The sequence below is a fragment of the Vibrio coralliilyticus ATCC BAA-450 genome, from assembly GCF_000176135.1.
Taxonomy (GTDB): Bacteria; Pseudomonadota; Gammaproteobacteria; order Enterobacterales; family Vibrionaceae; genus Vibrio; species Vibrio coralliilyticus.
Map to the genome: position 1 here is coordinate 481,815 of NZ_ACZN01000017.1, position 24,411 is coordinate 506,225.

The 24,411-nt window shown below is 45.1% G+C and carries 23 protein-coding genes; 9 read left to right on the top strand and 14 right to left on the bottom strand.

Annotation, left to right across the window (positions count from 1 at the left end):
* Positions 1–26: 26 nt before the first annotated feature.
* The 3 genes from VIC_RS17365 to VIC_RS17375 form a co-directional block, all read right to left on the bottom strand.
* Positions 27–1,187: a MerR family transcriptional regulator gene (locus VIC_RS17365; RefSeq protein ID WP_006961387.1), complete on the bottom strand. Its 1,161-nt coding sequence runs from the start codon at positions 1,185–1,187 to the stop codon at positions 27–29.
* Between the two features lie 119 nt (positions 1,188–1,306).
* Positions 1,307–4,432, bottom strand: a complete 3,126-nt coding sequence (locus VIC_RS17370; protein ID WP_006961388.1) for an efflux RND transporter permease subunit — start codon at positions 4,430–4,432, stop codon at positions 1,307–1,309.
* Positions 4,433–4,442: 10 nt separating this feature from the next.
* The gene (locus VIC_RS17375) at positions 4,443–5,582 is read right to left on the bottom strand and encodes an efflux RND transporter periplasmic adaptor subunit (RefSeq protein WP_006961389.1); all 1,140 of its coding nucleotides are present in this window, start codon (positions 5,580–5,582) and stop codon (positions 4,443–4,445) included.
* 349 nt (positions 5,583–5,931) lie between these two features.
* Here VIC_RS17375 and VIC_RS17380 point away from each other — a divergent pair, with 349 nt between their 5' ends.
* Entirely contained in the window at positions 5,932–6,405 is a 474-nt protein-coding gene (locus VIC_RS17380; RefSeq protein ID WP_006961390.1) for an HAD family hydrolase, read from the top strand.
* 40 nt (positions 6,406–6,445) lie between these two features.
* Here the strand turns inward: VIC_RS17380 and VIC_RS17385 are convergent, their stop codons facing one another.
* The 3 genes from VIC_RS17385 to VIC_RS17395 form a co-directional block, all read right to left on the bottom strand.
* Positions 6,446–7,057, bottom strand: a complete 612-nt coding sequence (locus VIC_RS17385; protein ID WP_006961391.1) for a YitT family protein — start codon at positions 7,055–7,057, stop codon at positions 6,446–6,448.
* Positions 7,058–7,245: 188 nt separating this feature from the next.
* Positions 7,246–8,607 carry a diguanylate cyclase domain-containing protein gene (locus VIC_RS17390; protein WP_006961392.1) on the bottom strand — a complete coding sequence of 454 codons (1,362 nt, stop codon included), beginning with the start codon at positions 8,605–8,607 and terminating at the stop codon, positions 7,246–7,248.
* A 3-nt stretch (positions 8,608–8,610) separates the two neighbouring features.
* Positions 8,611–9,582, bottom strand: coding sequence for an ABC transporter substrate-binding protein (locus tag VIC_RS17395; RefSeq protein ID WP_006961393.1), 972 nt, complete (start codon positions 9,580–9,582; stop codon positions 8,611–8,613).
* 310 nt (positions 9,583–9,892) lie between these two features.
* On the opposite strand from VIC_RS17395, the gene VIC_RS17400 reads away from it, so the two are divergent.
* Positions 9,893–10,600, top strand: a complete 708-nt coding sequence (locus tag VIC_RS17400; protein WP_006961394.1) for an SDR family oxidoreductase — start codon at positions 9,893–9,895, stop codon at positions 10,598–10,600.
* On the opposite strand, the gene VIC_RS26350 is transcribed toward VIC_RS17400, so the two are convergent.
* Positions 10,573–10,728, bottom strand: a complete 156-nt coding sequence (locus tag VIC_RS26350) for a DUF2256 domain-containing protein (RefSeq protein WP_080555942.1) — start codon at positions 10,726–10,728, stop codon at positions 10,573–10,575. The two genes, VIC_RS17400 and VIC_RS26350, sit on opposite strands and share 28 nt — an antisense overlap.
* 4 nt (positions 10,729–10,732) lie before the next feature.
* Complete coding sequence (locus VIC_RS17405) at positions 10,733–11,974, bottom strand: NADH:ubiquinone reductase (Na(+)-transporting) subunit B (protein ID WP_006961395.1); 1,242 nt, start codon at positions 11,972–11,974, stop codon at positions 10,733–10,735.
* Between the two features lie 138 nt (positions 11,975–12,112).
* Between VIC_RS17405 and VIC_RS17410 the strand changes: the two genes are divergently transcribed.
* From VIC_RS17410 to VIC_RS27280, 3 genes are read left to right on the top strand one after another with little or no spacing between them, the layout of a single operon-like run.
* Positions 12,113–13,501 carry a cytochrome ubiquinol oxidase subunit I gene (locus tag VIC_RS17410; protein ID WP_006961396.1) on the top strand — a complete coding sequence of 463 codons (1,389 nt, stop codon included), beginning with the start codon at positions 12,113–12,115 and terminating at the stop codon, positions 13,499–13,501.
* A gap of 10 nt (positions 13,502–13,511) precedes the next feature.
* Positions 13,512–14,510: a cytochrome d ubiquinol oxidase subunit II gene (gene cydB, locus VIC_RS17415; protein WP_006961397.1), complete on the top strand. Its 999-nt coding sequence runs from the start codon at positions 13,512–13,514 to the stop codon at positions 14,508–14,510.
* Positions 14,510–14,602 carry a DUF2474 family protein gene (locus tag VIC_RS27280; RefSeq protein ID WP_080555943.1) on the top strand — a complete coding sequence of 31 codons (93 nt, stop codon included), beginning with the start codon at positions 14,510–14,512 and terminating at the stop codon, positions 14,600–14,602. Before cydB ends, VIC_RS27280 begins: the two co-directional genes overlap by 1 nt.
* A 10-nt stretch (positions 14,603–14,612) precedes the next feature.
* Here the strand turns inward: VIC_RS27280 and VIC_RS17420 are convergent, their stop codons facing one another.
* Complete coding sequence (locus VIC_RS17420) at positions 14,613–15,266, bottom strand: Qnr family pentapeptide repeat protein (protein ID WP_006961398.1); 654 nt, start codon at positions 15,264–15,266, stop codon at positions 14,613–14,615.
* 283 nt (positions 15,267–15,549) lie between these two features.
* On the opposite strand from VIC_RS17420, the gene VIC_RS17425 reads away from it, so the two are divergent.
* Complete coding sequence (locus VIC_RS17425) at positions 15,550–16,026, top strand: peptide-methionine (S)-S-oxide reductase (protein ID WP_006961399.1); 477 nt, start codon at positions 15,550–15,552, stop codon at positions 16,024–16,026.
* 53 nt (positions 16,027–16,079) lie between these two features.
* On the opposite strand, the gene VIC_RS17430 is transcribed toward VIC_RS17425, so the two are convergent.
* From VIC_RS17430 to VIC_RS17440, 3 genes are all read right to left on the bottom strand, one after another.
* A complete protein-coding gene (locus VIC_RS17430) occupies positions 16,080–17,771 on the bottom strand; it encodes a methyl-accepting chemotaxis protein (protein ID WP_080555944.1) in 1,692 nt (563 codons plus the stop codon).
* Positions 17,772–17,782: 11 nt separating this feature from the next.
* Complete coding sequence (locus tag VIC_RS17435; protein WP_006961401.1) at positions 17,783–18,208, bottom strand: BLUF domain-containing protein; 426 nt, start codon at positions 18,206–18,208, stop codon at positions 17,783–17,785.
* 391 nt (positions 18,209–18,599) lie between these two features.
* Positions 18,600–19,535 carry a DMT family transporter gene (locus VIC_RS17440; RefSeq protein ID WP_039952157.1) on the bottom strand — a complete coding sequence of 312 codons (936 nt, stop codon included), beginning with the start codon at positions 19,533–19,535 and terminating at the stop codon, positions 18,600–18,602.
* Positions 19,536–19,649: 114 nt separating this feature from the next.
* Here VIC_RS17440 and VIC_RS17445 point away from each other — a divergent pair, with 114 nt between their 5' ends.
* A complete protein-coding gene (locus tag VIC_RS17445) occupies positions 19,650–20,135 on the top strand; it encodes an Lrp/AsnC family transcriptional regulator (protein ID WP_006961403.1) in 486 nt (161 codons plus the stop codon).
* A 56-nt stretch (positions 20,136–20,191) separates the two neighbouring features.
* On the opposite strand, the gene VIC_RS17450 is transcribed toward VIC_RS17445, so the two are convergent.
* A complete protein-coding gene (locus VIC_RS17450; RefSeq protein ID WP_006961404.1) occupies positions 20,192–21,091 on the bottom strand; it encodes an EamA family transporter in 900 nt (299 codons plus the stop codon).
* A 101-nt stretch (positions 21,092–21,192) separates the two neighbouring features.
* Between VIC_RS17450 and VIC_RS17455 the strand changes: the two genes are divergently transcribed.
* Positions 21,193–22,578: an aminotransferase-like domain-containing protein gene (locus tag VIC_RS17455; RefSeq protein WP_039952249.1), complete on the top strand. Its 1,386-nt coding sequence runs from the start codon at positions 21,193–21,195 to the stop codon at positions 22,576–22,578.
* On the opposite strand, the gene VIC_RS17460 is transcribed toward VIC_RS17455, so the two are convergent.
* A complete protein-coding gene (locus VIC_RS17460; protein WP_006961406.1) occupies positions 22,575–23,396 on the bottom strand; it encodes an AraC family transcriptional regulator in 822 nt (273 codons plus the stop codon). The genes VIC_RS17455 and VIC_RS17460 overlap by 4 nt on opposite strands.
* 249 nt (positions 23,397–23,645) lie before the next feature.
* Between VIC_RS17460 and VIC_RS17465 the strand changes: the two genes are divergently transcribed.
* Positions 23,646–24,260: a LysE family translocator gene (locus tag VIC_RS17465; protein ID WP_006961407.1), complete on the top strand. Its 615-nt coding sequence runs from the start codon at positions 23,646–23,648 to the stop codon at positions 24,258–24,260.
* Positions 24,261–24,411 lie beyond the last annotated feature (151 nt).

The window sequence follows — 24,411 nt, forward strand, 5'->3', positions numbered from 1 at the left end:
GCTGTGAAGTTCACAGCCCTTTTCACTTACACTTTTCTTAGAACAAACATTTGGTAGCCGTATTGATGTAAGTAGTTCTGGTGCATATGTAATTCTGACTTCATATCGATTAGTGCCTGAGAAGCTTGTAGAGAGCTCCCCAGTTCACCAACTCTAGACACGAGAGGATCGACAAAGTTATTCCATGACTGTTGGCTTAGAGTAAACGTCTCTACTACTTCATAGCCTGCCTGACGCATTTGCGCGATGCGCTTATCTACGGTCACCATATCCGGATACTCTTTTTGATAGAAATTCGAGACATCGGAGTCAGGATTATCTGTTAACCACACAAGATCGCTCACGACAAGGTAACCGCTTGGTTTTAGGTGGGCTTTCCAGCTTTTGAGCGCATTCTCTACTCCCATAATGTAAGCACTGCCCTCAGACCAAATCACATCAAACTGAGCGGCTTCAAATGGCATGTCCGTCATGCTGGCACAAATCGCATTCACTTGTTTTTCAACGGGTATTCCTTCTTGTAAGCTTCTGAGACTTGCTTCGTCGTTATCCAACGCGGTAATACGGAATTCCGAATGAGACGCTAAGACCCCGGTGGCGATGCCTTTACCGCAGCCGACTTCCAGTAAAGCCCCTTTATTCTGGGATAATGCACTCAATGCACGCAATGTATCCTGCTCAGAGCCGGGGCCAAGTCTCTTCAATCCCGTAAAAATCTGCTCGAAATCTGCCATATATTGTTCGTGTTCATTCATATCTTTTGATAACCATTTCAATCTCAATGCCTGCTTTTCGCTGAAGCCCTGTTTTATCAACCACTCCATGTGAGCCGAAGGGGCGTGCTCCTCCATCTCCTGGTGCCAATCGCGCATTGAATTCATCCCCAACATGGCTGACAGCAGTTCCTTGGCTTTCTTCTTGCGTTGGATCTCCTCATCCAGCGCGTTCAGTCTTTGCAGTAACTTGTTTCTGTCGATTTTCGACTCCAGACATTCAAGACACTCTTCCAATGTCAAGCCACCTGCCTGTAGCTGCTGCAACAGACGCACCCTTTGCACATCTTTGTCTGTGTACATCCGGTATCCATTGGCTTGTCTGGTCCCTTGAATCAAACCCAGTTTTTCGTAATACAAAAGAGTGGAACGACTTAAGCCGATTTGTTCTGCGAGTTGAGAAATTCGATACATGCTTCGTCCTCATGTTGATATCAACACTATAAACTATGAAGCTTTAGACAGGTCAATAGAGAAAACTGACTTTAGGTGGATTAAAGAAAAGGGGGCCTAGTTGCCCCCTTGTATCCGAATTACTGTTCAACAACCTCCGACGTCGAGCGACGGGTCAGTTTCTGTTTTATCCAGCGGAAGATACCCTTAATGTCATCCAACATCAGGTACAAGCAAGGAACGAGCACTAAAGTTAACAAGGTTGCAAATAGCACAGCGAAACCTAAAGCAACCGCCATTGGAATCACGAATCTTGCCTGCAAACTCGTTTCGAACATAATCGGCAAGACCCCAACGAACGTAGTGATTGAAGTCAGTGTAATTGCACGGAACCTTGCACAACCTGCTTCAATCACAGCCTCCTTAATTGCCACCCCACGAGCACGCACATGATTGACGTAATCGGTCATGACCAAGGAGTCATTCACCACTACCCCAGCGGCGGCTATCAAACCAAAGGTCGACATCATGCTGAGATCTAAACCAAACCAGTAGTGTCCCCAGATTGCGCCAGTGAGACTAAACGGGATGACTGACATGATGATCAACGGCTGAGTGTAACTCTTTAACGGCACGGCTAATAAGATGTAGACGATGATCATCCCTGCGACAAAGAAGATTTTTTGCTCATCTTGCTGAGCTTGCTGTTCTTCAATGGTTCCGCCTAACTGGCTTTTCACGCCAGGATAACCAGATAGAATATCCGGTATGATTTGCTCATGGACCCGCTCTACAATTTCACTTGGCTCCACCAGCTCTTCATCAATCGAGCCGTAGACATACACACTGCGGAAGCCACCTTCTCGGCGAATACTGCTCACACCCGGTTTCTGGTTGATTTCTACTACATCTCCCAGCATTACCTTTTTGCCTTCGGGTGTAGTGATCACCGCATAGCGTAGAGAGGCGAAGGCTTCTCGCGTCAATTTAGGGTAACGAACCATGACTTTGATCTCTTCGCCATCCCTAAGCACGCGTTGTGCTTCACCACCGTAAAAACTACCGCCGACTTGCACGGCAATATCAGACAAATTAAGCCCGAGGTCGTAAGCGACAGGTGCCAGAGACAGTAAAACTTCCTGACTACCCGCATCAATAGAAGACGAAATATCAAATAAGCCTTCTTCTTGCTTCAGTTTCACAATCAGCGCACGTCCCGCTTCATTCAAAGTGTCAATGTCTGAGCCGTAAAGAAGGAAACCAAACTCGTCCCCTTTCTCATCGTCATTGACGTTGTCAGAGACATTGAGCATCTTCAGCCCCGGTATATTCGGCATCTCTTCACGCCAACGACGCGCCAACTCAAAGGTATTGAAAGGACGCAGTTCTTCGTCAACTAACGGGATCACCAATCGACCTTCTTTGCGGCCCTGGCTGAAAGTCAAAATATCCCGGATCATCTTCTGGCCGGTTTGCTGCTCCGTTTCCCTATCGATACGTAACACAGTACTTTCGATCTGTTTGAGCGCTTCAATGGTCTGTTCACTCGACACATTGTCGTTCATCACCAGCTTAATACTTGGGAAGTCATGCGGCACTTTCGGCGATGGTATGATTCTCACATAGTTCGCCATAACCAGAGCAATACTGATCACAAGCAACGCCGCGAATCCAGCAAATACACTCCAGCGCCAGTAAGTACAAGCGGTAACAAAGCGCTTGTAGGGGCCATGAACAAAACTAAAGAAACGCTGGTTGAATCTATCTCGCCAGCTTCCCTTTTTAATCGGCTTAAAGTTCGAATGTGCCAAATGTGACGGTAAGATCAGCTTGGACTCAATCAAGCTGAAGATGAGACACAGAATCACTATCGCTGCGATACCAAAGAAAAAGGCACGCTCAATTCCCTTCGACATTAAAAACGGCGCAAATACAGCAATTGTGGTCAGGACACCAAAGGTTGCAGGAGTTGCCACGCGCTTAACGCCGCGTACCACGTTATCAACCCCACCGCCGCTTTTCTCTATCTCAGAATAAGCACTCTCACCAATGACAATGGCATCATCGACGACTATCCCTAACACCATAATGAAAGCGAACAGTGAGACAATATTGATGCTGACGCCAATCGCAGGCATTAACATCACAGCCCCAAGGAAGCAGACAGGTAAGCCTATCATTACCCACATCGCAAGTTTGACACGCAAGAAAAGGCTGAGCATCAATGCAACCAGAACAGCACCTTGCAGCAGGTTTTTAAGCATCATATCGAGGCGTGCGTTGAGGTAATAGGTCATGTCGACCAGCGTTTTGATCTTCAGGTCTGCGGGTAAGCTTGTGTTCTTTTGCTCTATATAAGCCTTTACTGACTCCGCTACCGTGACCATATTTTGGTCTTTGGTCGCTTTTACAGACAGGTAAATAGCATTCTCGCCAGAATACTTAAAGTAGCGATCATCTTCGGTAAAACCATCTTTGATGGTCGCAATATCTTGCAGCAAGACCCGACCGCCATTAGCACCGATCTTGACCGGAATATCACGAAACTCTTCACCGCTGTAATACTGATTCTCAATGCGAACCGAAATCATCCCAGCGTTGGTTCTGACCTCGCCCGCCGAGTAGTTAGCGGAGTAGCGTTGAATCGCCTGACTCACATCATTGAGAGTGAGACTATATTTGCGTAGCACCTGTGGCTCTACTTCAATCGCAATTTCATACTCTGGCGCACTCAGCTCTACCAGAGCAACATTTTGCAACTGCAGCAGCTCATCTTCGATCTGCTTAGCTATCGGTTTGAGTTCCAGTAGCGAACGGTTACCGACCAGCGCCATTTCAATCACATCCTGCCTAAACTCAAACTGGTAAACCTGAATCGGCTCCATTCCCGCTGGGAAGTTAGATACAGAATCGACCTTTTGTTTGACTTTATCCAGCACGTCTTCGACGTCTTGATCGACATCGACTTCAATCTCAATAGCGCCACTACCACGAGAAGCTGTGGTGACCGCCTTTTTTATCCCCGTTACATCTTTTAGAGATTCTTCCAACTTAATGAGAATACTCTCTTCGATTTCTTGAGGCGAAGCGCCCGGATACTGCGCACTAACATTGATGTAGTTAACCTCAATATTGGGGAACATTTGTCTCTGAATGAAGAAGAAACTCACCGTACCAACAATCAGGACAAACACCATCAACAGGTTAGCGGCGACTGGATTGTGAGCAAAGTAGGCAATCAAGCCCTTTTGTTTAGAATCGTCCATGCTATAACCCCTACTGTTCACTTTCAGTGACGGCAACTTCTACCCGCATACCTTTTTGCGGATATTCAGGTACCGTCAGAACAATCTGGTCTTCGTCAGATAAACCTTCGCTGATCAGCATAAACTCTTGCTCGGCGCGTAACACGTTGACGATACGAGGTTCCAATTCGTTATCTTCGTTGACAACCCAAACCTGTCGGTTGTTGACCAACTCCTGAGGTAAACGGTAAATGTGTTTGAGTTCTTTACCGATAAACTGCACTTCCACATAAGAGCCAAACTTGAGCGGTGAAGCGTCGGATTCAATGGCGTACGGGTCATCAACACGGACCACCATATTGATCATTCGAGTAGCACTATCAACCACGCCAAGATCACGCTCGATTACTCCCTCTCGCTTCGCATCAATAATACCTCGTTGCACCACTGTGGCTGAGACTCCGGCGTAGTTTTCCGGCAAGAAAGCGCTGTCAAAGCCAGCAATCGGAATATGAACCTCACCTGCTTCAATATTGTTAAGCGTCGCGACATGTGCGCCAGCTGAAATATATTGCCCGACACCAATATCGCGTGATACCACCAGCGCATCATAGGGTGCAACGATTTTGCAGTTTTCAAGATCGCGCTTTGCCCGCTTAAGACCAGCCTGCGCTGATTTAACCTGTGCCATGGCACTCAGCACCTGGGGCTTGCGTAAATAAAGATCTGTTACCTGCTTAGCTGGCAGGTTTTTCGCCTGGCGCTTCGCCACCTCTGCTTTTGCTTTTTCTTCAATTAAAGACGCCTGAGCGCTGGCCAAATTCGCTTCTGCCTGTAATACCGCGGCCTGATAGTTGTCGCTCTCGATTGAAAACAGCGTCTCTCCACGTTTAACGACCCCACCTGCAACAAAATTGGGGTGCCAGCTCGTTACCTCACCAGATACCTGAGCAGAAACTTGCGTCACCTCTACGGGCAACAGTTCACCGTGACTGGTGATCAGTACTTTATGATCGCTTGATTTCACTGACGCTACAGTCACAGTTAACGGCTTTTTCTCTGGTTTAGTTTCTGTGCTTTCTGCTGCGCTTGAGGCAATTGCAGCATAGCCACCGTAGGCTCCTCCGAGGATGACAACGGGAAGCAACCAACGTAACGGCTTAGTTTTCATAAAAAGTCCTTATTAGAATGACAGCCTATTATTTTTCTGCTCTTACGAGGCAGGCTTTGTTTTATACGAGTAAGCTATAGCTTCGACATCATAAAGATATGAAATATCCATAAAATTAATGCTTTTAATTGGTAATCCATTTCACCGATGACGAATTGCTTGCACTAAAGGCGTGAGCAAAGAGAGTGCCAACAACAAAGTTCATAAAATACAAACAGTTAAATAAAACAAGCCAAACGCCGAAATAAATTAATTAGGTGAATATGTTTATATGTTGGCGAAATTTACCTCTGGATTTATGGCAGCCGATTTAAAATAATGAAATCAACCATGTTAAACGGAGAGAGTAATGAATAAGGTTTATCTTTTTGATTGGGGAAACACGCTCATGGTCGACTTCCCAGATCAGCAGGGGAAAATGTATCTATGGCCGAACGTAGAGGCCGTAGATAAAGCGGAACAGACACTTAAGTCGCTCAGCCGCCATTTCCCAGTCTACGTAGCAACCAGCGCTCAAGACTCAACCGAACGTGAAATCCAACAAGCCTTTCAAAGGGTCGGATTAGATCCCTATATTAACGGCTATTTCTGCAAGGCTAACTTAGGCCTAGAGAAGAATAGTGCTGAGTTTTATCTCGAAATTGCCAAATCACTTTGCCATCACCCCTCTGAACTGGTGATGGTCGGCGACATTCTTGAGAAAGATATCTACCCCGCAGAGAAAGCAGGATTACAGACCATTTGGTACAACCCAACAAATCTTCCTGTTCCAAAAGGCGTTCGCAGTATTCAAAGTCTAGAAGCGCTACTCGAAGACAGATAAAAACGGCTTAATATAGCATTAAACCGTTTGACTGCTTTATCTAAGATGCTGAGGATTGCTGGGGTTGATAACGACCCGGTTTATGATTCATTGCCAAGATTAGGTTTGTGGCAATGGCGCCAACTACTGAAAGCAGAATAAGAGAAAGATCGACAATAAACAGAGATAAAACAACGATTGTGCAATCCAGCACCATCTGAACTTTACCTGCTCGAATGCCAAAGCGCTCCTGAAGGAATAACGCCAGAATGTTAAACCCTCCTAGGCTCATTTTGTGGCGAAAGATAACTAGCATCCCCATGCCTATTAAGCCTCCACCCAGCAGAGCAGCGTATAAAGGTTCAATGCGAGCTATCTCAATGACATGATGCAGATGATCAACAGCAAGGGAAACAATACTGACAGCGACAAATGTATTGACGGTAAATCGCCAACCCATGCGAGCGATAGACAGAGCATAGAACGGCAGGTTAAGCATAAAAAATACCTGACCGAAGCTAAAGTCGCTGACTTTCGTCAGGAATATCGCCAAGCCAGCAGTCCCACCAGTCAGTAACCCAACTTTATTGAAGAAAATAACTCCGAGAGAGACCAAAGCGCTCCCTAAGATAAGTGCGAGCAAATTCTCACGTAAACTGTGTTCTTTATCCATGTTGGCTTCCTATCCAAATACGATTCACAAAACCATGCGTGAACCAAACGCGGATAAGATGTCGATAATTGACAATAATGTCGAGATAATGCGTTAAATCTATCAATAAACGGGTGTTTAAAGAAATGTACAACCTCTTAGAAAGGCCAGTGAATTTAAAGGCGATTTGAATCTATTCTGCCCTAATTTCAATCATTGATTGAAGTTAACCGAACAGACTTAGAACCTTTTTTGCAGACTGTAGTTTTCCCATCAAAACACGCGGATCCCGCCATCTGTTTCGCTCTGTACATCGCCTCGTCGGCAATACTTAATAAGACTTCTTTGTTCTTAGTCTGATCAGGGAAATAACTGACGCCAATACTAGCTCCTACTTTGAGGGTTCGGCCGTTGAACTCAATCGGTGCGTTAATCGCATCCAGCAGTTGCTCAGCCTTTTTTGCAACAATATCAAAGTCATGCAAAAGATCGAGGCAGATAACGAACTCATCCCCCCCAAAACGGCCAACAAAATCAGATTCACGGATTGCCGCTGTGATACGACTTGCCACCTCAACAAGAATGGCGTCTCCCGCTTCATGGCCAAATGTGTCATTGACGGACTTAAAGTCATCCAAATCAATGAAGAAAATAGCCAGTTTACACTGAGTACGGTTCGCTTTAACGATCGCATTCTCTAATGCTTTATCAAATGCTCTGCGGTTGACGAGATTCGTCAGAGGGTCGTGCTCTGATAAAAATATCAGCTGCTCCTGCTTATGTTTGAGCTGCTGAGTCTGGCGCATCACCTCTTCTTCCAGTTCTTGCTTAGTTACTGTTGTTTCACACAATGACATTGTCATCTGATTAAAAAATTGCGCCATGATTCGAAACTCAGTATCCATTTTCACTGCTTCGACTTTTGAGTCTAATTTCCCTTCAGCCAAGTCGATAATCGCATTCTTCATTGCTTCGGCACCGGATTTAAAGCGGAACGAAATCAACCAAGCCGTCGCACTGACCAAGACTGAACAGATGATCAACCATGCTGCCGCATAAAGCATAACTTGATGCAGGCTGTTTGCATTACGGTTAAGTACAGACTGATGAACATAAGCCAGCTCTTCTGTCATGTTCTGAACAATCATGTTGTAACGAGAGTGGAGTAAGCCTCGCGCATTGATGTTTGCGGACCCCTGCTCGTCGAGGCCATTGATGGATAAAAAGTACACTTGTTTTTCTTTATTCAGCAGCGCATTTAAGCTGTGATTCATACGCTGGATATTTCCTAGCTGACTGTTGTTCTGCTTATAAGCTGTCAATTTGGTCGCTAACTCCGCCTGAGCCAATTCCACTTGATTGAGGCTGGATTCATCACCAAACTGAAGGAAGACCCACAACTGGCTTCTGAGTAAATCAACGCACAATTGTAAATCAATGATCTGATCCAATTCGGCTTTTGTTTCACGTTGTTCTCCCGCCACTTTCGCAAAAGAAATGATGATGAATAACGTCAGCATCAAGGTTGTCGTTGATAGTACAAACAGCTTTTTAAACAGTGAATCCAACATAGCTTACTCTCGCAAAGCAATGATTTGTTGATAGGGTTGAGTAAAGAACAAGTCTCTGAAGTCGGGTTGTTCGCTCCCGACCAGTCCGCTTTCTACTGCCCATCTCGCTTGTAATTGCAGATTAGAAAGCAACGAATTGCCCAGCGATAAACGGAAAACATAGTCTTCCCATGACCACTTAACTTGATTGGCAGGAATATTGAGGCGTTTAGTAATGATGCCCAAAGCCTTGTCCGGATTTGCATTGATCCATTCCACAGCTTCATCAAGAGCGCCCAATAATTGCGTGGGCTCATTACCGGCAAACTCAAGATAAGGAGTGGTCGACAGTAAATTGAAGGACTGTTGATAAATCCCCGGAGTACCCAGATTACTCACTTCGGCAGCAGATAAGATGTCGGCTTTGTAACCCATTGGCTCCCAAGCTGAAATCGCTTCCACACGATAGGACAGTAACGCTGGAACCAACTCATGAGGCTGGAGATAGACTTTTTCTACATTGAGGGTTTTGAGATTGTTGGCAATCAGCACAGAATCAAAATAAAACTCGCTGGCACTGCCTTTTACTACACCTACTTTCTTACCTTGTAGCGCTCCCACGTCTCCGACTTCAGAGGGGTTTAGCGTAAGCAGCTTAAGGTCATTATCTGACTCAACAAAGCTCACCAGCAATGCCAAATCTTTACGCTCAAAACTCTGAAACATCACTACCGATTCGGAGGCGGTCGCGTACTCGACATCTCGATTTAGCATCAATTGGGTACAGGCTATTCCACTAGCACAAGGGTACAAAGTGACATCAAGATCATAGTCATCGAAAAGGCCAAGGTGTTCAGCAATCAAAAAGGGAGAAGCCAGCGGAGTCAAAGAGACACCGACTCTTATTTTGGTATCATTGGTCTTGTTTCGCGATTCATACTGACTGGCAAACAAAGCTGCTACTCCAATGAGTAAGGAGCCAAGACCTAAAGCCATTAAATTCCGTTTAACAAGTGGCATAACATACACACTCTAAAATAAGAAACCTAGCACATATAAAGTTAGCTTATAGAATTGTGACTTTGGAAGGGAACACGACTTTTTATAGAAATCTGTGTAACTCTTTATCATTTGCGTGAAATTAATCACATAAATCAGCGACTAAAGCATCACGTTTCTCAAAAAGCGGCGCTCAATAAAAAGTATTCGAACAGTAATCTCTCTCAACCTCTAGGTCGTAAAACAAACTATAAGTCATAGTTATACATTTAAATATCTCTCAAACAGCTTAACTCTAGGGTATCTAATGAAAGTACTTATTTTTGGTGGAAACGGCGGTATTGGACACGCAATTTGCCGGAATTTAGCCCAACATAGTCCTGATATTGAAGTACACGCTACTTATAGAAATCAGCAACCAACCCATTCTCATGAAACAATCATTTGGCACAAACTAGATGTGACAGATGAGGCGCAACTGCAATTGCTAGCGAATGAGATAGAGCAACTAGATTGGATTATTAACGCGGTTGGATTGTTACATGATGAACACCATGGGCCCGAAAAGAACCTCAAATCATTTGATCCCGATTTTTACCTAAAAAACATCATGAATAATGCGATGCCGACGATGCTGATCGCCAAACACTTTCAAAGCGCCTTGAAGCATAGTAGCCAGCCAAAGCTCGCAACTATCTCAGCCAAAGTCGGCAGCATTAAAGATAATCAATTGGGAGGCTGGTATAGCTATCGCTCATCTAAAGCGGCACTCAATATGCTACTCAAAACCCTCAGTATTGAATGGGGAAGAACTATGCCCAAAGCATGCGTTCTTTCACTGCATCCAGGGACAACGGACACCGAATTATCAAAACCTTTTCAAGCCAATGTACCAGAGGGAAAACTGTTTGAACCTGATAGAGTGGCCGCAGATCTCGTCAACATCATTTCCGAAGCAACTTCGGATATCAGCGGCAGCTTTCTTGCTTATAACGGTGAAGAACTGCCTTGGTGATTACGACTTCTTCTACATCGCTCCGAACAATACTTAACCTCCTCCCAACAATGGCGCCACTTATGGCGCCATGTAAATGGTCTACTGCAGACCACACACATTTTTTTCGGTAAATGCTGTTTCTTCATGCAGTTAGCGCTCACAACGCTTAAGTCTTCTTTTTATATTGCCTTCTTTGACCATGAAATCGAATAACGGCGCAAATAAATTAGCAAACAGAATAGCCAGCATTATCCCCTCGGGGTATGCAGGGTTAAGCGCTCTAATGCCTATTGTCATAACACCAATGAGGATGCCATATGCCCATTTACCTTTGTTAGTAAACGCAGCCGAGACAGGGTCCGTGGCCATGAAGAAAGTGCCAAATGCCACACCACCCAATACGAAGTGCCAGTAGAAAGGCATCGAGAACATGGGGTTAGTTTGAGAACCAATCACGTTAAGCAGTGTTGAAGTAACAGCTAAACCCATGATAACGCCCGCGACAATCCGCCACGATGCGATTCTCATCGCTATGAGAAGCAAGCCAGCGAGCATGATCAGCAACGTAGAAACTTCTCCCATCGAACCGGGAAGATTACCCAAGAACGCGTCGCTCCAACGCAACACTTCACCAGTCATATTGTTTATCAGAGCACCTTGACCACCTTCATACCATTGACTCAGCGGTGTCGCTCCAGAATAACCATCAGCGGCAACCCATACCGCGCCTCCTGACATGTTGGCAGGATAGGCAAAGTAGAGAAACGCTCTCCCAGCCAGAGCAGGATTCAAAAAATTTCGACCTGTGCCACCAAATATCTCTTTTGCCACGACAATACCAAAGGTGATACCGAGTGCAGCTTGCCAAAGAGGGATGGTAGGAGGAAGAATGAGAGAGAAGAGTACAGAGCTCACGAAGAAACCTTCGTTTACTTCATGTTTCCTCACAACTGCAAACAATACTTCCCAAAAGCCTCCGACAACAAAAACGGTGGCGTAAACTGGTAGAAAGTAACTTGCCCCAAGCAGCATTTTGCTCATCCAGCCGGCATCGGCGACCCCCTGAGCGGAGCCGAATGCCAACATTAGTCTCCAACTATCAGCAACAACGGTCTCCAATTCTGCCACAGAGTATACGCTTAACAGAGCCATGGAGGACTGGTTACCAACATTGTACATCCCCCAAAACATGGCAGGGAAAGTCGCCAGCCACACCATTATCATAATGCGTTTCAAATCAATGCTGTCACGCACATGTGTCACACCTCTATTCACTAAACCTGGGGTATAAAATATGGTCGCAGCGGCCTCGAACACGGGATAAAACTTCTCATACTTACCGCCCGGTTCGAAATCGGGGGCTATGGCATCCAGTCTACTTTTCAAGCTCATATCTTTACTTCCGAATTAAGTTTTCAATCTTATCTACGAGCATTTTTGTCGTTTGGCGCACTACTAATTTTCTTAGGTTGTGAACAATCAACTGCCAGACATCGTACATAACAGCATATTCGTCGCGAGGAGCATGTTATGGAAACGCTGGCAGTGGACTTAGCAAGATTTCAGTTCGCGTTCACAGTATCTTTTCACATCATTTTTCCAGCCTTTACCATTGGATTAGCGAGCTATTTAGCCGTGTTAGAGGGTTTGTGGCTTAAAACAAACAACGAAAAGTACTTACAGCTGTACAAGTATTGGCTGAAAATCTTCGCCATCAGTTTCGGTATGGGGGTAGTCAGCGGCATCGTGCTTAGCTATCAATTCGGCACGAACTGGAGTGTCTTCGCAGACAAGACGGGGCCAATACTCGGACCTTTAATGGGCTATGAGGTTTTCACCGCTTTCTTCCTCGAAGCAGGCTTTCTCGGCGTGATGCTATTCGGAATGGACAGGGTCGGTAAAAAGCTGCACTTTGCTTCAACTTGTGTTGTCGCTTTCGGCACATTTCTTTCTGCATTTTGGATACTTTCCGTCAACAGCTGGATGCAAACACCCGCAGGTTATTCAATCAATGAAGTGGGTCAATTCATCCCAGAAAGTTGGTTTGAAATCGTGTTCAACCCTTCTTTTCCATATCGATTAGTTCACATGCTACTCGCTGCCTACCTAACCACAGCCTTTGTCGTTGCTGCTGTAGGTGCCTACCACTTGCTATCTGCTCCCCACAACCCTCTGGCTAGGACAATGTTCTCAATGGCTATGTGGATGGCGGCCATTGTCACGCCAATACAGATTGTTGCCGGTGACATGCATGGTTTGAATACCTTGGAGCATCAACCAGCTAAAGTCGCGGCTATGGAAGGTCATTACCAATCACACAAAGGTGCGCCGCTAATCTTGTTTGGTATCCCCAATGATGAAACTCAGGAAGTGGAATATAAGGTCGAAATCCCCAAACTTGGCAGCCTGATTCTGACACATGACTGGGATGGTGAAGTAAAAGGCTTAGATGCATTTCCAGCCGACGAACACCCTCCTGTTGCTATCGTATTCTGGAGTTTCAGGGTTATGGTCGGCATTGGCTTTGGCATGCTATTCATAGGTCTTTGTAGTTTATGGCTAAGAAAGAGAAAAACTCTGTTTAAAACGCCTTGGTTCCACAAACTGTGCGTACTCTTTGGCCCGGCAGGTTTTATTGCTGTACTAGCTGGCTGGATAACCACTGAAGTGGGTCGCCAACCATACACCGTATATGGACTACTCACTACCGCCGATTCTGCGTCGCCTATTGACGCCGCAGCGATAAGCGTTTCCTTAACCGCGTTTATCGTTGTGTATTTTGTTGTCTTCGGAGCTGGATTCTTTTATCTGTTGCGCTTGATGCGTAAATCACCAACAAAATATGAAGAGTCGTTGGACAGTCGTCTCCCTGATGGCACAGATTCTCCACCTGCTTCTCATTCCAACCATCTAACGTGAGGAAGGCGATATGGATTACGCACTAATATGGTACGGATTAATCGGTTTAGCTGTCCTCATCTATGTAATTTTGGATGGGTTTGATCTGGGAATTGGTATTCTCTACCCCAGCGCTCACAGTGAAAACGAACGCGATCTCATGATGAACAGTATCGCTCCTGTGTGGGATGGTAACGAAACTTGGCTGGTGTTAGGTGGTGGCGGCTTGTTCGCGGTATTCCCGCTGGCTTATGCCGTCGTCATGCCAGCACTCTATGCCCCGCTGATCCTTATGCTTTTAGGGCTCATACTACGAGGGGTTTCGTTTGAATACCGCTTTCGAACCAAACGAGGCAAATTCCTGTGGGACGGAGCCTTCTTTTTGGGTTCATTACTAGCAACAGCGATGCAAGGCATTATGCTCGGTGCCCTTCTTCAAGGTATCAAAGTGGATGGACGTTCGTATGCTGGCGGCTGGTTTGACTGGTTAAGCCCCTTCAGCGTGTTCTGTGCTGTGGCCTTAGTTTGCGCTTACGTATTGTTAGGTGCTTGCTGGTTAATCATGAAATTGCCCGATGATCTGATCAACCGTTACTATACGGTCGCAAAACGTTGGGGGTTGGCACTCGTTACCTGTATCGCAATCGCTAGCTTATGGTTACCACTCAGTAATGGTTTGGTATTCGAACGTTGGTTCAGTTTCCCTAACGCGCTGCTCTTCCTTTTCATTCCAATTGCTGCAGCATTGTGTATCTGGACACTATTTTCCGCTTTGTTGGAACACAAGGCACTCAAGGCGTACCTGTGCGGCATAGGACTGTTTGTTATCTCTGCGCTTGGTTTTGGCGTAAGCACTTTCCCCTACCTAGTTCCATTTGCACTGACATACCAAGAGGTCGCAGGCCCAGATTCAAGCCTTGCTTTCTTGTTGGTCGGAGCGGCTATTTTGCTACCCATGATCATCGCCTACAGCGCTTATTCATACTGGGTATTCAGAGGAAAGCTAAAACACGGTGAGGGGTACCACTGATGAAACAATTTGGATGGTTTTTCTTGATATGGTTGGCGAGTGTTTTTTCACTCGCCGTTATTTCGATGTCAATTCGTTGGATACTTTTTTAGAGGAGTAGGTTTAACCAATCACAACCAAACCAAACTTCGACAGTAGCTGCTCTTGCTGCCAATCACAGATCTTCACACCGTTGAGTGAGACCCTACGCATGTCTAAACCTTCCAGGTCAACATGAGTTAAGTCTGCGCTTTCCAAGTTGAATGTGCCCCACTGTTCTTTGCTGAATTCACCACGTGACAAATCCGCGCCCAACATACTGGCTCCGAACAGGTTGGCACCACTCCAACGATTTTCAAACAGCTCGCACTTTTCTAGCAATGCACGTTCAAAGTTGGCGTAACTCAGGTTACACCCAGTTATGTATGCAGAACAAAAGTAAGCTGAATGGCTAATACGATTAACAAAATTTGCTCGCTGAAAGTTCGCACCTTTTAAATCGCACTTTCTAAATTCGATACCAAAACAATCAGCACCAACAAACTGACTCATGGCTAACATACAGTTTTCAAAACTGGCATCCTTGAGGTTGGCATATTGGAAGCTGCACCCTTCCAGCGCTTGCGCTTCAATGAATTTGCAGTTGATGAACTTTGCATCACGTAAATCCGCTCGGTCAAAGCTGCATTTAATGAACTGACAACCCTCATACACCTGCTGCTGTAAGTCCTGATGAGAGAAGTCTTGCTGATGATACGTCTGATCTTTTATAGACATGTGTTCTCCTTAGTTGGCGCAAGACTAGCACTCTAAGCCTTTGTTTTTCCACAAAAATAAAACCTTAAACATCAAGAACTTAAAACACCCCAAAATCGCCAATTTAAGGCATCAAAATGGCGGTTTAAGGGTGTGCTACTTTGAAATTTGAAGGCGCGTATCAAGAAAAAAGTTTCAACCTTTAAATTACTGTTCAGATGACCGTTTTAAAAAGTAAAAAGGCGTAGAGCAATTGGAGCAGTTTTGCTCTAATACATGGCAGTTAATCTTAAGAGATCATGTAATGGAAGAAATCTATTTTGCCGGAGGCTGCTTGTGGGGTGTACAGGAGTTTATGAAACATCTGCCCGGAGTAATCGTAACTGAAGCCGGGAGAGCCAATGGCACTAATCAGGATACCAAAGGGGAATATGATGGCTATGCGGAATGCGTCCGCACTCAGTTTGACCCTGAAAAAGTATCAGTTCTGGAATTGATGGATTTCTTCTTTGAAATTATCGATCCTTACAGCCTCAACAAGCAAGGCGAAGATATCGGTAAAAAATACCGCACTGGTGTATATAGCATAAACCATAAGCATTTGACTCAGGCTCAGGACTTTATTGAGTCTCGTTCAGATCGCGAACGTATTGTGGTAGAGATACTTCCGCTGACCAACTATGTTAAAAGCGATGATGAACATCAGGATCGCCTAACCCTCCACCCAGACGATTATTGCCACATTCCGATAGATTTACTGCACAAATACAAAAACCAATAAATAAAAAGGCCAGAGCAATGCTCTGGCCTCTCGTTAGCAAGTTCAAACAGCTCTTACACTTGGAACTTGTTAAGGTTTTTGTGTAAATCAATCACATTCATCGCGATGGTTTCACTTGCAGCCGCTGTATTCTTTGTTTCTTCCGCGGTCTCTTCTGCTAACGTTTTGATACTGGTCAGGTTATTGTCCAAATCTTGCGCCACCGTCGATTGTTCCTCAGCAGCAGCTGCAATTTGTAAGTTCAAGCCAGCGATCTGATTGACCGATTCAGCAGCAACAGAGAAGGTATTGGCAGACTCCGAGCTTTTCTCAAGACAAAGCTTCGCGGTATCTGTTCCTTTCTTCATACTTGATACGGCATTTTTCGCTTCCGACTGCAACGTATCGACTAACTTCTGAATATCTACGGTTGCTTCTTGAGTGCGCTGAGCGAGTGAACGAACCTCGTCCGCAACCACCGCAAAACCACGCCCTGTTTCACCTGCGCGAGCCGCTTCGATGGCAGCATTCAAAGCAAGCAAGTTAGTTTGTTCAGCGATACCTTGAATAGATTCCAGTACTTGGCCGATATTGTTGGTTTCAGAAACAAGGTTTTCAATCACACCGGATGATGTGGTCACCTCATTCGCAAGCTCTTGGATAACCTCTTGAGTAGCTAGCGCTTCTTTCTGACCTTCCATTACGTGCTTTCTCACTTCATCAGTCACCGAAGACGCGTTTGCTGTACTGTTCGCCACTTCCTGTGTCGTCGCGTTCATTTGGTTAATCGCTGTCGCTACCTGCTCGATATCACAACGCTGCTTTTCAACGTTCTGCAACGTACGCTGCATAGCTGAAACTGCGACTTCTGATGACTGCCCGAGTTCTTCCGCCTTAGAGTTGATTTGAGTGATGGTTCCCATCAACACACCCAAGAACTTATTGAATGCGTTTGCCACGGTACCCGTTTCATCGCGGGACGAGTCATCCAATCGAATGGTCAAGTCGCCATCTCCTTCAGCCACCTGCTTAAGTCTGTCGATGAGATTCATTATTGGGGTGCGAATAGCACGTGTGACCAAGAAAGGCATAAGAATACCTAAAACTATTGACACTGAAGCAATGATCGTCATCCACTTGATCGCGTATTTCTCATCCTCTTCAGCTTGAAGTGCACTGGCGAGAGTAAAGTTTTGCACTTCATCGAGAATCGAAATCAACGATTTATCAATTTCATCTTCATGTGCTTCCACTTTCTTAGAGAACTCGAGCATCTCTTCGATTTGACCATTGCTGCCGTAGTCCATTGTTTTGTCAACTTCACCAACAAGCGTGCTGTAAGACTTCTCGACAACTTTCAGCTCGCCAAGAAGCTTCTTGAATTTTTCTTGAGCCTCAACTGAGTGCAACAGTGGTATGGCTTTCTCAATGAACTCTTCAACTTCATAGAGTTCTTTTTCGGTTTTGACCGTCAGGTCATGAACCTTTTTCTTAGCTTCTTCGAATACACTCATCTGGGCCAATCCTTGCTCAACGCGGATCGCTTTAATGAGTGCTCTTTCGAACAGAATCGCTTGTTCCAACTGATGCTCTGTCACCACCGTCAACATTTTAGTTAACGGGATATCTTCTTCTGCGATATCAACCAGCTCGTTACCAATCTTGTTCATTTGATAAAGGGCAAAAACGCCCATAATAATCATGGCAAGCAACTGGGACAACCCGAGCAAATACACCTTCTGGGCAATGGTTAATCTAGATAACATGCCTATCCCCCTCAATCCTTTTTAACGAAATGCTTGATCATTCGCATGGCAAAGCTTTTATGCTCCAGCAGGTAATCGAGGTCTCCTTTGTGATCCATAAAATCACTAAATCCAGGAATCGACGACCCAAGGTGCTGGTCAAGAACTTTGAAGCCCATTTTCCAATCAGGGAAACTGCGAGTGCTTATATGATGAAAACCGATACGGTTAATGTTGGTGTGACGAGTGTCTTTCTGTATCTTACTGAATAGTGATTCGACGCTGTTTTCAGGCCCTTCTAAAACTTGGATGAAGGTGCCATAACCGTCGTAAAGGAGAAGGCCAGTAATTTCGTTGTCCGTATTATTCTTACGTGCTTTCGACAGAATCGCTTCCAATTGATCTTGCTTAAGCCGTTGAACCGCTTTGCTGACATACACGAGTTCAATCATTTCCATTTATGGCTCCCATCACTTATATGTCCTAAGCCAGTGTGTTCAATTTTTATGACTCGGGCATAACTTGTTCTGAACTGATTTTGCTCCATCAAGACGACAGATAAAGCTTTGATAACAGATTCTTATCAAAAGTGTTTCTTGTATTGAGATACTTTCAAAAGACTCTGCACTAAAACCTTACCACCTAATAGGTAACCAAACATTAACAATATACTTACAATTTACATGCCAGATGAGAAAGCGTGAACAGCTGTGAGATTTGAGTGAAAACACATGATAATATCCATCAAGTGCATATTATCAATTGCATATTGCAACATAAGTCGCAATATGCAATTGCAATGTGGTTAAGGTGAGTAATAACCACACAAAACATATGGAAAAGAGTTGCTTAGATTTTTTGCTGACTTTTTACGGTTGGCATTAATGCTCCAATCCGCCAGTCAAATTTTACGGCACATACAGCCAACAATATCCCAATAACTCCCAAACCTTGCGATAGATTCACCACATTATCAAAGGCAAAGTAATCCACCACTAAAGCGGTCACGGGGTACACGAAAGATAAAATGGCGATGAGATGAGTGGTGAGTTTTTGAAAGGCATCATACATGATGACGTACATAAATCCGGTATTTACCAAACCAAGTGTGAGTAACGCTCCCCACTGAACTGGAATCTTCGGCAGCGCCGACCAATCCACCATAGGTAACAGTAAGACAACACCCACACTGAGCTGAACAAGTGCAATCACGCTTGGCGATACTTGGCTGACTTCTTTGGTCAATAATGTCGTCACTGTGTACAACAGTGCAGCACCCAGTGCCAATAACAGCCCAAACAATATTTTCTGGCTGCCAACATCTTCACCTTGCAGCAAAATACTTAGCTGCTTTAGATCCAGATCAGTCACTAACACCAACCCCAGCAATGCTACTGATAGCCACACAATGAGATTCACGCTTGGCAGTTGCCTTGCCATCAGTGAACCAGCAACAACTAACATAATTGGTTGCATGTGGTAAGCAATCGTAGCAATAGAGAAAGGGATATAATCAAAAGAGGCAAAGAGCAAAACCCAGTTACCCACCAAAGTAATACCACCCGCCAAAATCAACCCAAGTACTTTTCTATTCAGGCCTGCAGTAAACGAACCATACTGCCATTTAACGTAACCAGCCAGAAACAGGCCTGCGATCAAACAGCGGAAAAATACGACATTCCAAAACGATTGACCTGACTCAATCACAAACAATCCTATGGTTCCCGATAACACCATAGCGGTGATCATTTTGATGGTGCCGGCTTCTGTATCATTCCTATACATAATTCATCCCCTTGAATCTACTAAGTAATACACATAGATTAAGAAGTAATCCCCCACAAAGGCATGGCGAAATGAAGCTCATTTTTCAGTGAGACTTAAAAAAGGAAGACAAATATGCGTAAGAACCTTAAAAACGAAGATTGGACGCTGGACGCCATCGATAGCCAACTACTCGACTTACTTAACGAGAACGCACGAATGCCAGTCGCAGAGCTAGCCAGAGAAGTGAAAATGTCGTCTCCGAGCGTTAACGAGCGACTCAAACGTATGGAAGAGTTCGGCGTTATTTCAGGATATCGGGTTCAACTCGCACCAGAAAATTTAGGATTCCCACTTGAAGCCATCGTACGTATGCGTCAACTACCAGGAAAGATAAAACAGCTGGAAGCCATGATCATCGAAACGCCAGAGTTTATTGAATGCGACAAAGTCACTGGTGAAGATTGTTTTTATGCTCGGATGCGTTTCGGCACAATGGAGCAATTGGATGAAATCCTAGACAAAGTATCCTCTCTGGCTGAAACCAATACCTCCATTGTGAAATCAACACCCGTCAAACGACGTAACGTGCCTTACCAATATTCTCGCTCACAAAAATAATGGGCGAGCAAAACTCTGCTCACCCATCTTAATCTTCGCTCAATGAATAAATCCATTCATCGACTTTGACCTGCTAACTTAGCGCTTGCCGCTCTGTGTTTTTCCGAGGCAGGTTTTACAATCAAACCGATGCCTATCAGAAACAACGCACTCGCGATGACTTGCGGCATAGAGAGCACTTCGTCATACATGAAATAGCCACTGACTAAAGCGAATACTGGAACAAGCAAAGTCAAAGGTGCTGCGGTGCTTAACGGGTACTTAATCAGCGTTCGATTCCAGACCCAGTAACCAAACAAGGTGGTTGGGTAAGCCTGAAAAACCACTGCAATTGTCGTGTTCATATCCCAGTTTTCATACGCTTGCCAAAGGATTTGTTCACCGTGCAATGCCGTCGCGAACAACACGAGCGGTACAGGCGCAAACAACATTCCCCATACATTAAATGCAAAAGCCTGTTTGGTTTTGGAAGCTTTAACGATGACTCCCATTAAGGTCCAACTGATTGCCGCAATCATAATCAACATAAGGCCTGAAGCAGTAATATTACCGTTGGTCGCAGACACCAGCACCAGCAGCGCGACCATAGCAAGCAAAGCCCCCATCAATTTTCGAGGTGACGACTTTTCTTTAAAGACAAAAAGCCCGACCGCCATGCCGATCAATACGTTGCTCGACAGCAAAACCGAAGACATTCCGGAAGACAAACCCGCAGTAATCGACCAAGACGCCATGCCCCAGATCCCGACGCCAAACACTAACCCATAACTGACCAGATAGCGCCAAGCCACATTTGGTCTGGCGATGAAAAAGATCGCCGGGATCACCGCAAGCGCGAAACGGGCAGCTGTCGCAATCAGTGGGTGAACATTGGTAATCCCCATTTTGATCATTGAGAAGTTAAATCCCCAAATAGCCATGACGAATACCGCAAGTATTAGGTCGTTTTTTTTCATTGTTATCCCTCCATTCATTCTGTGAATATGAGTATCGCTTGCGAGCAAAAAGGGATACAGATACAATTTTTCAAATAAAAACCAGTACAGTTGTTATGATGATGAGCATTTATAAGCAGTTAGCCAATCAATTCATTGAAGATATTCAACACGCTAAGCTGTGTGAAGGGGACAAAATGCCCTCTTTACGGCAACTCTCACAGCAGCACTCTGTCAGTATGTCGACCGCCGTTAGTTGCTATCAAGAGCTGGAGTCACAAGGGTGGATCCAATCCCGCCCGCAAGCAGGTCACTTCGTCGCACCTCGCCAGCACTCCCATCAGACACCCGAGCTCAAACAGTTTGTCAGCACCGTATCAACAGTCCGCAACTTCAATTCCGTACATTCTGCACTGCGAGGCCCATTAGGTGTTTCCAGTACCGCCAATGATGAACAAGCCGTAACAGAGCTCGAACGCAGTTTTCGCCGAGCCTTGCGCCGAATGGGCGACCGACTCAACCACTATCCTGATGTTCAGGGAGAGCCTTTGCTGCGTCAGGCATTATCGACTCACTTTTCTAAAGTCGGCGTACACTTTTCTGCCAGTGATCTTGTCGTCACAGCTGGTTGTATGTCAGCGTTAAAAGCAGCGATTGAATCCTGCACTGAGACAGGTGATGCTATCGCAATCAGTTCACCATGCTTCAACGGCATCATCGAATTACTTGGTCAGATGGCGCGAAAAATTGTCGAGATTCCCTCTTTAGACGACGGCATCGATTTAGCACAACTGGAAGCACACTTTCAGCAAGGCAATGTCAAGGCGGGTATTTTCTGTACTTCTCATATGAACCCACAGGGGATCAGCATGTCGGCTCAGCAAAAACAAACGCTGGCGCAACTGGCAAATCAATACCAGATTCCTGTGATTGAAGACGACGTTTACCTAGAGCTATCCTACTCTGACCATACGCCTTTGCCTGCAAAATATTACGATCAAGCTGGTTATATTCTCTGGTGCGGCTCAGTTTCAAAGAGCCTGTCTCCGGGTTATCGATTAGGCTGGTGCTTGCCCGGTCGTTACAAGTCAACCTATCAAGGTCAGTTTGGAGCGAGTTGCTATGGAGTTTCGACTCCGGTTCAGTTAGCCGTGGCTGACTTCATTGATTCTGGCCAGTACGCCAAGCAACTCAGACGCAGAAAGCAAAAGCTACTTTCGCTAAGAAAAGACTATCTCGACTATCTAACCGCGCAGTTGCCCGAGCACATAAAGATCAGCAACCCACAAGGCGGTATGGTGCTTTGGATCCAAGCTCCGGGTTTGGACAGTAAACAGTTACAGAGCGAAATCGAAACTCACAAAATTGATATCCGCCTCGGGCATCTCTTTACCACTCTCGATCTCTATTCCGACTGTGTGAGAATAAATATGGGTTACCCGCTTGAAGGGCGTGCAAAAGAAGAATTGGACACGCTTATTGATCTTTTGATTACGCTTTCTGACTAACGGCGGCACATCTGCATGCCATTGAGATAGTGCTTAGGCGTCACGCCGAGGGCTTTTTTGAAGTGAGCAGACAAGTGGCTTTGATCGTAGAAGCCGCAATCAGTCGCGACAATCGACGGTGCCACACCTTGACGCAAAAGCGTCTGAGCATGGCGAATCCTCAGCTGTATCTGATATTGATGAGGCGCCAAACCGTAAGCCTGCTTAAACTGTCTCAATAATGTGTATTTGTTAATGCCGGCCAGATTTGCCAGCTCATCGATGGTTAAGTTTTGGTGTGAATACTCTCTGATATAATCACGCACTCGTTCGATGTTAGCCTTTGCACTGGCCGTCTCACCATCCGGCAACTTAGAACCGGAAGCACGAGCAAGACTGGAGAGAAAAGTGATCAACAAGGATTCCAGCACTAGAGCAGGCGCATCGATATCCGAGTATTCAAATAAGGTGCGTAAGTGATTCGTCAACGCCGGATTTTCAATTGTTGGCGTCTGAAACGAAGGGCTGTAGTGGCGACCATCGGTGTAATCGGCCAACACTTTGTTTACCACTTCAGGGGTTGGGTAAATGGCACGATAGCTCCACCCATTGTCACTGGCTGATTGACCGGTGTGGATAGCATCTGCATTTACTGCCACTAAAGAACCCGCACCAGACAAGTGGTTGCCACCTTTGTAGAAGAATTTCTGTGCACCACGTTCAATGATGCCGATGGCATAACCTTCGTGAACGTGAGGAGAAAAGTGTTCATCTTTGTAATGGGCATAGACACTCTCGATGCCTTCAAAGCATTTGATTTGCGAATACGTTGAATTCACCCAGACTCCCTCCTTGATCGTTCTATTACTTAACGCTAATCGAGTTTGAGAAAGGCTTCAAGTCAATTTCATCCTATTACTTTTCTACTCACAGTTAACCTAACTATCTAATAATTATAGAAATAACAAAGAACGCTCTTATATTTGAACGAAAACCAAGCAATAAAATGAGCTTAAAACGCCAATATCGTCCTATCTCGAAAGCATGAAACACAGAAAAATGGTGTAAAAAGAGATAGGAAAACCAAGATGCTTCAACACACTGACATGCTCGCTTATATCATGACTTGCCTAATCGCAGCAGGTACACCAGGCCCCGGCACTCTTGCCGTCATCAACTCTTCGATTATTAAAGGCACCAAACGCACCATTCCTCTTATGTGCGGGATTATTACCGGGATGGCGCTGGTTGCTACAGCTACGATTCTTGGGTTATCAGCCATCATTTTAAGTTCACAATCGCTGTTCAAAGCCGTTCAATTCATAGGAACTGGCTACATATTCTATCTTGGTGTTGTGAGCTTACTGCGCTCCCACCCTAGTGAAGGTGATGATGCTCCGCAAACCACTCACCGTACTACCGTATTCACTTCTGGAGTGATGTTATCTGTGTTTAACCCCAAAACTATTGTCTTTTTTGTCGCACTACTGCCCGCTTTCATCAACACTGAAGCCAATAGCTTACAAACTGGTATTGAGCTCACTGTAATCCTTTTATTATGTACCTTTTCCGTACACCTTATTTACGCGTTTGCTGGCAGTTATGCCGCCCAGTTTATTAAAGCGAAAACTCATTGGATCGAGGTTGCCACAGGTTTATTGTTCATCGCTCTTGCTATCTTTATGTTGATAAACACATTTTAAGTGAATCACACTCCCCTCTTTCTTCAGGCTTGTATTTCATCATTCACATCTAAATTTCCAATTTTGTCGAAATATATTGACGAACCAGTCACAAAACTTTAAATTTCGAATATTCTGGAAATTTAGATTTCATCAACATTTTGGTGTGGGA

What these genes read in the sequence shown, in the direction of transcription:
- VIC_RS17365 (WP_006961387.1), bottom strand. Translation starts at nt 1,187, where the DNA reads ATGTATCGAATTTCTCAACTCGCAGAACAAATCGGCTTAAGTCGTTCC.
- VIC_RS17370 (WP_006961388.1), bottom strand. Translation starts at nt 4,432, where the DNA reads ATGGACGATTCTAAACAAAAGGGCTTGATTGCCTACTTTGCTCACAAT.
- VIC_RS17375 (WP_006961389.1), bottom strand. Translation starts at nt 5,582, where the DNA reads ATGAAAACTAAGCCGTTACGTTGGTTGCTTCCCGTTGTCATCCTCGGA.
- VIC_RS17380 (WP_006961390.1), top strand. Translation starts at nt 5,932, where the DNA reads ATGAATAAGGTTTATCTTTTTGATTGGGGAAACACGCTCATGGTCGAC.
- VIC_RS17385 (WP_006961391.1), bottom strand. Translation starts at nt 7,057, where the DNA reads ATGGATAAAGAACACAGTTTACGTGAGAATTTGCTCGCACTTATCTTA.
- VIC_RS17390 (WP_006961392.1), bottom strand. Translation starts at nt 8,607, where the DNA reads ATGTTGGATTCACTGTTTAAAAAGCTGTTTGTACTATCAACGACAACC.
- VIC_RS17395 (WP_006961393.1), bottom strand. Translation starts at nt 9,582, where the DNA reads ATGGCTTTAGGTCTTGGCTCCTTACTCATTGGAGTAGCAGCTTTGTTT.
- VIC_RS17400 (WP_006961394.1), top strand. Translation starts at nt 9,893, where the DNA reads ATGAAAGTACTTATTTTTGGTGGAAACGGCGGTATTGGACACGCAATT.
- VIC_RS26350 (WP_080555942.1), bottom strand. Translation starts at nt 10,728, where the DNA reads ATGAAGAAACAGCATTTACCGAAAAAAATGTGTGTGGTCTGCAGTAGA.
- VIC_RS17405 (WP_006961395.1), bottom strand. Translation starts at nt 11,974, where the DNA reads ATGAGCTTGAAAAGTAGACTGGATGCCATAGCCCCCGATTTCGAACCG.
- VIC_RS17410 (WP_006961396.1), top strand. Translation starts at nt 12,113, where the DNA reads ATGGAAACGCTGGCAGTGGACTTAGCAAGATTTCAGTTCGCGTTCACA.
- cydB (WP_006961397.1), top strand. Translation starts at nt 13,512, where the DNA reads ATGGATTACGCACTAATATGGTACGGATTAATCGGTTTAGCTGTCCTC.
- VIC_RS27280 (WP_080555943.1), top strand. Translation starts at nt 14,510, where the DNA reads ATGAAACAATTTGGATGGTTTTTCTTGATATGGTTGGCGAGTGTTTTT.
- VIC_RS17420 (WP_006961398.1), bottom strand. Translation starts at nt 15,266, where the DNA reads ATGTCTATAAAAGATCAGACGTATCATCAGCAAGACTTCTCTCATCAG.
- VIC_RS17425 (WP_006961399.1), top strand. Translation starts at nt 15,550, where the DNA reads ATGGAAGAAATCTATTTTGCCGGAGGCTGCTTGTGGGGTGTACAGGAG.
- VIC_RS17430 (WP_080555944.1), bottom strand. Translation starts at nt 17,771, where the DNA reads ATGTTATCTAGATTAACCATTGCCCAGAAGGTGTATTTGCTCGGGTTG.
- VIC_RS17435 (WP_006961401.1), bottom strand. Translation starts at nt 18,208, where the DNA reads ATGGAAATGATTGAACTCGTGTATGTCAGCAAAGCGGTTCAACGGCTT.
- VIC_RS17440 (WP_039952157.1), bottom strand. Translation starts at nt 19,535, where the DNA reads ATGTATAGGAATGATACAGAAGCCGGCACCATCAAAATGATCACCGCT.
- VIC_RS17445 (WP_006961403.1), top strand. Translation starts at nt 19,650, where the DNA reads ATGCGTAAGAACCTTAAAAACGAAGATTGGACGCTGGACGCCATCGAT.
- VIC_RS17450 (WP_006961404.1), bottom strand. Translation starts at nt 21,091, where the DNA reads ATGAAAAAAAACGACCTAATACTTGCGGTATTCGTCATGGCTATTTGG.
- VIC_RS17455 (WP_039952249.1), top strand. Translation starts at nt 21,193, where the DNA reads ATGAGCATTTATAAGCAGTTAGCCAATCAATTCATTGAAGATATTCAA.
- VIC_RS17465 (WP_006961407.1), top strand. Translation starts at nt 23,646, where the DNA reads ATGCTTCAACACACTGACATGCTCGCTTATATCATGACTTGCCTAATC.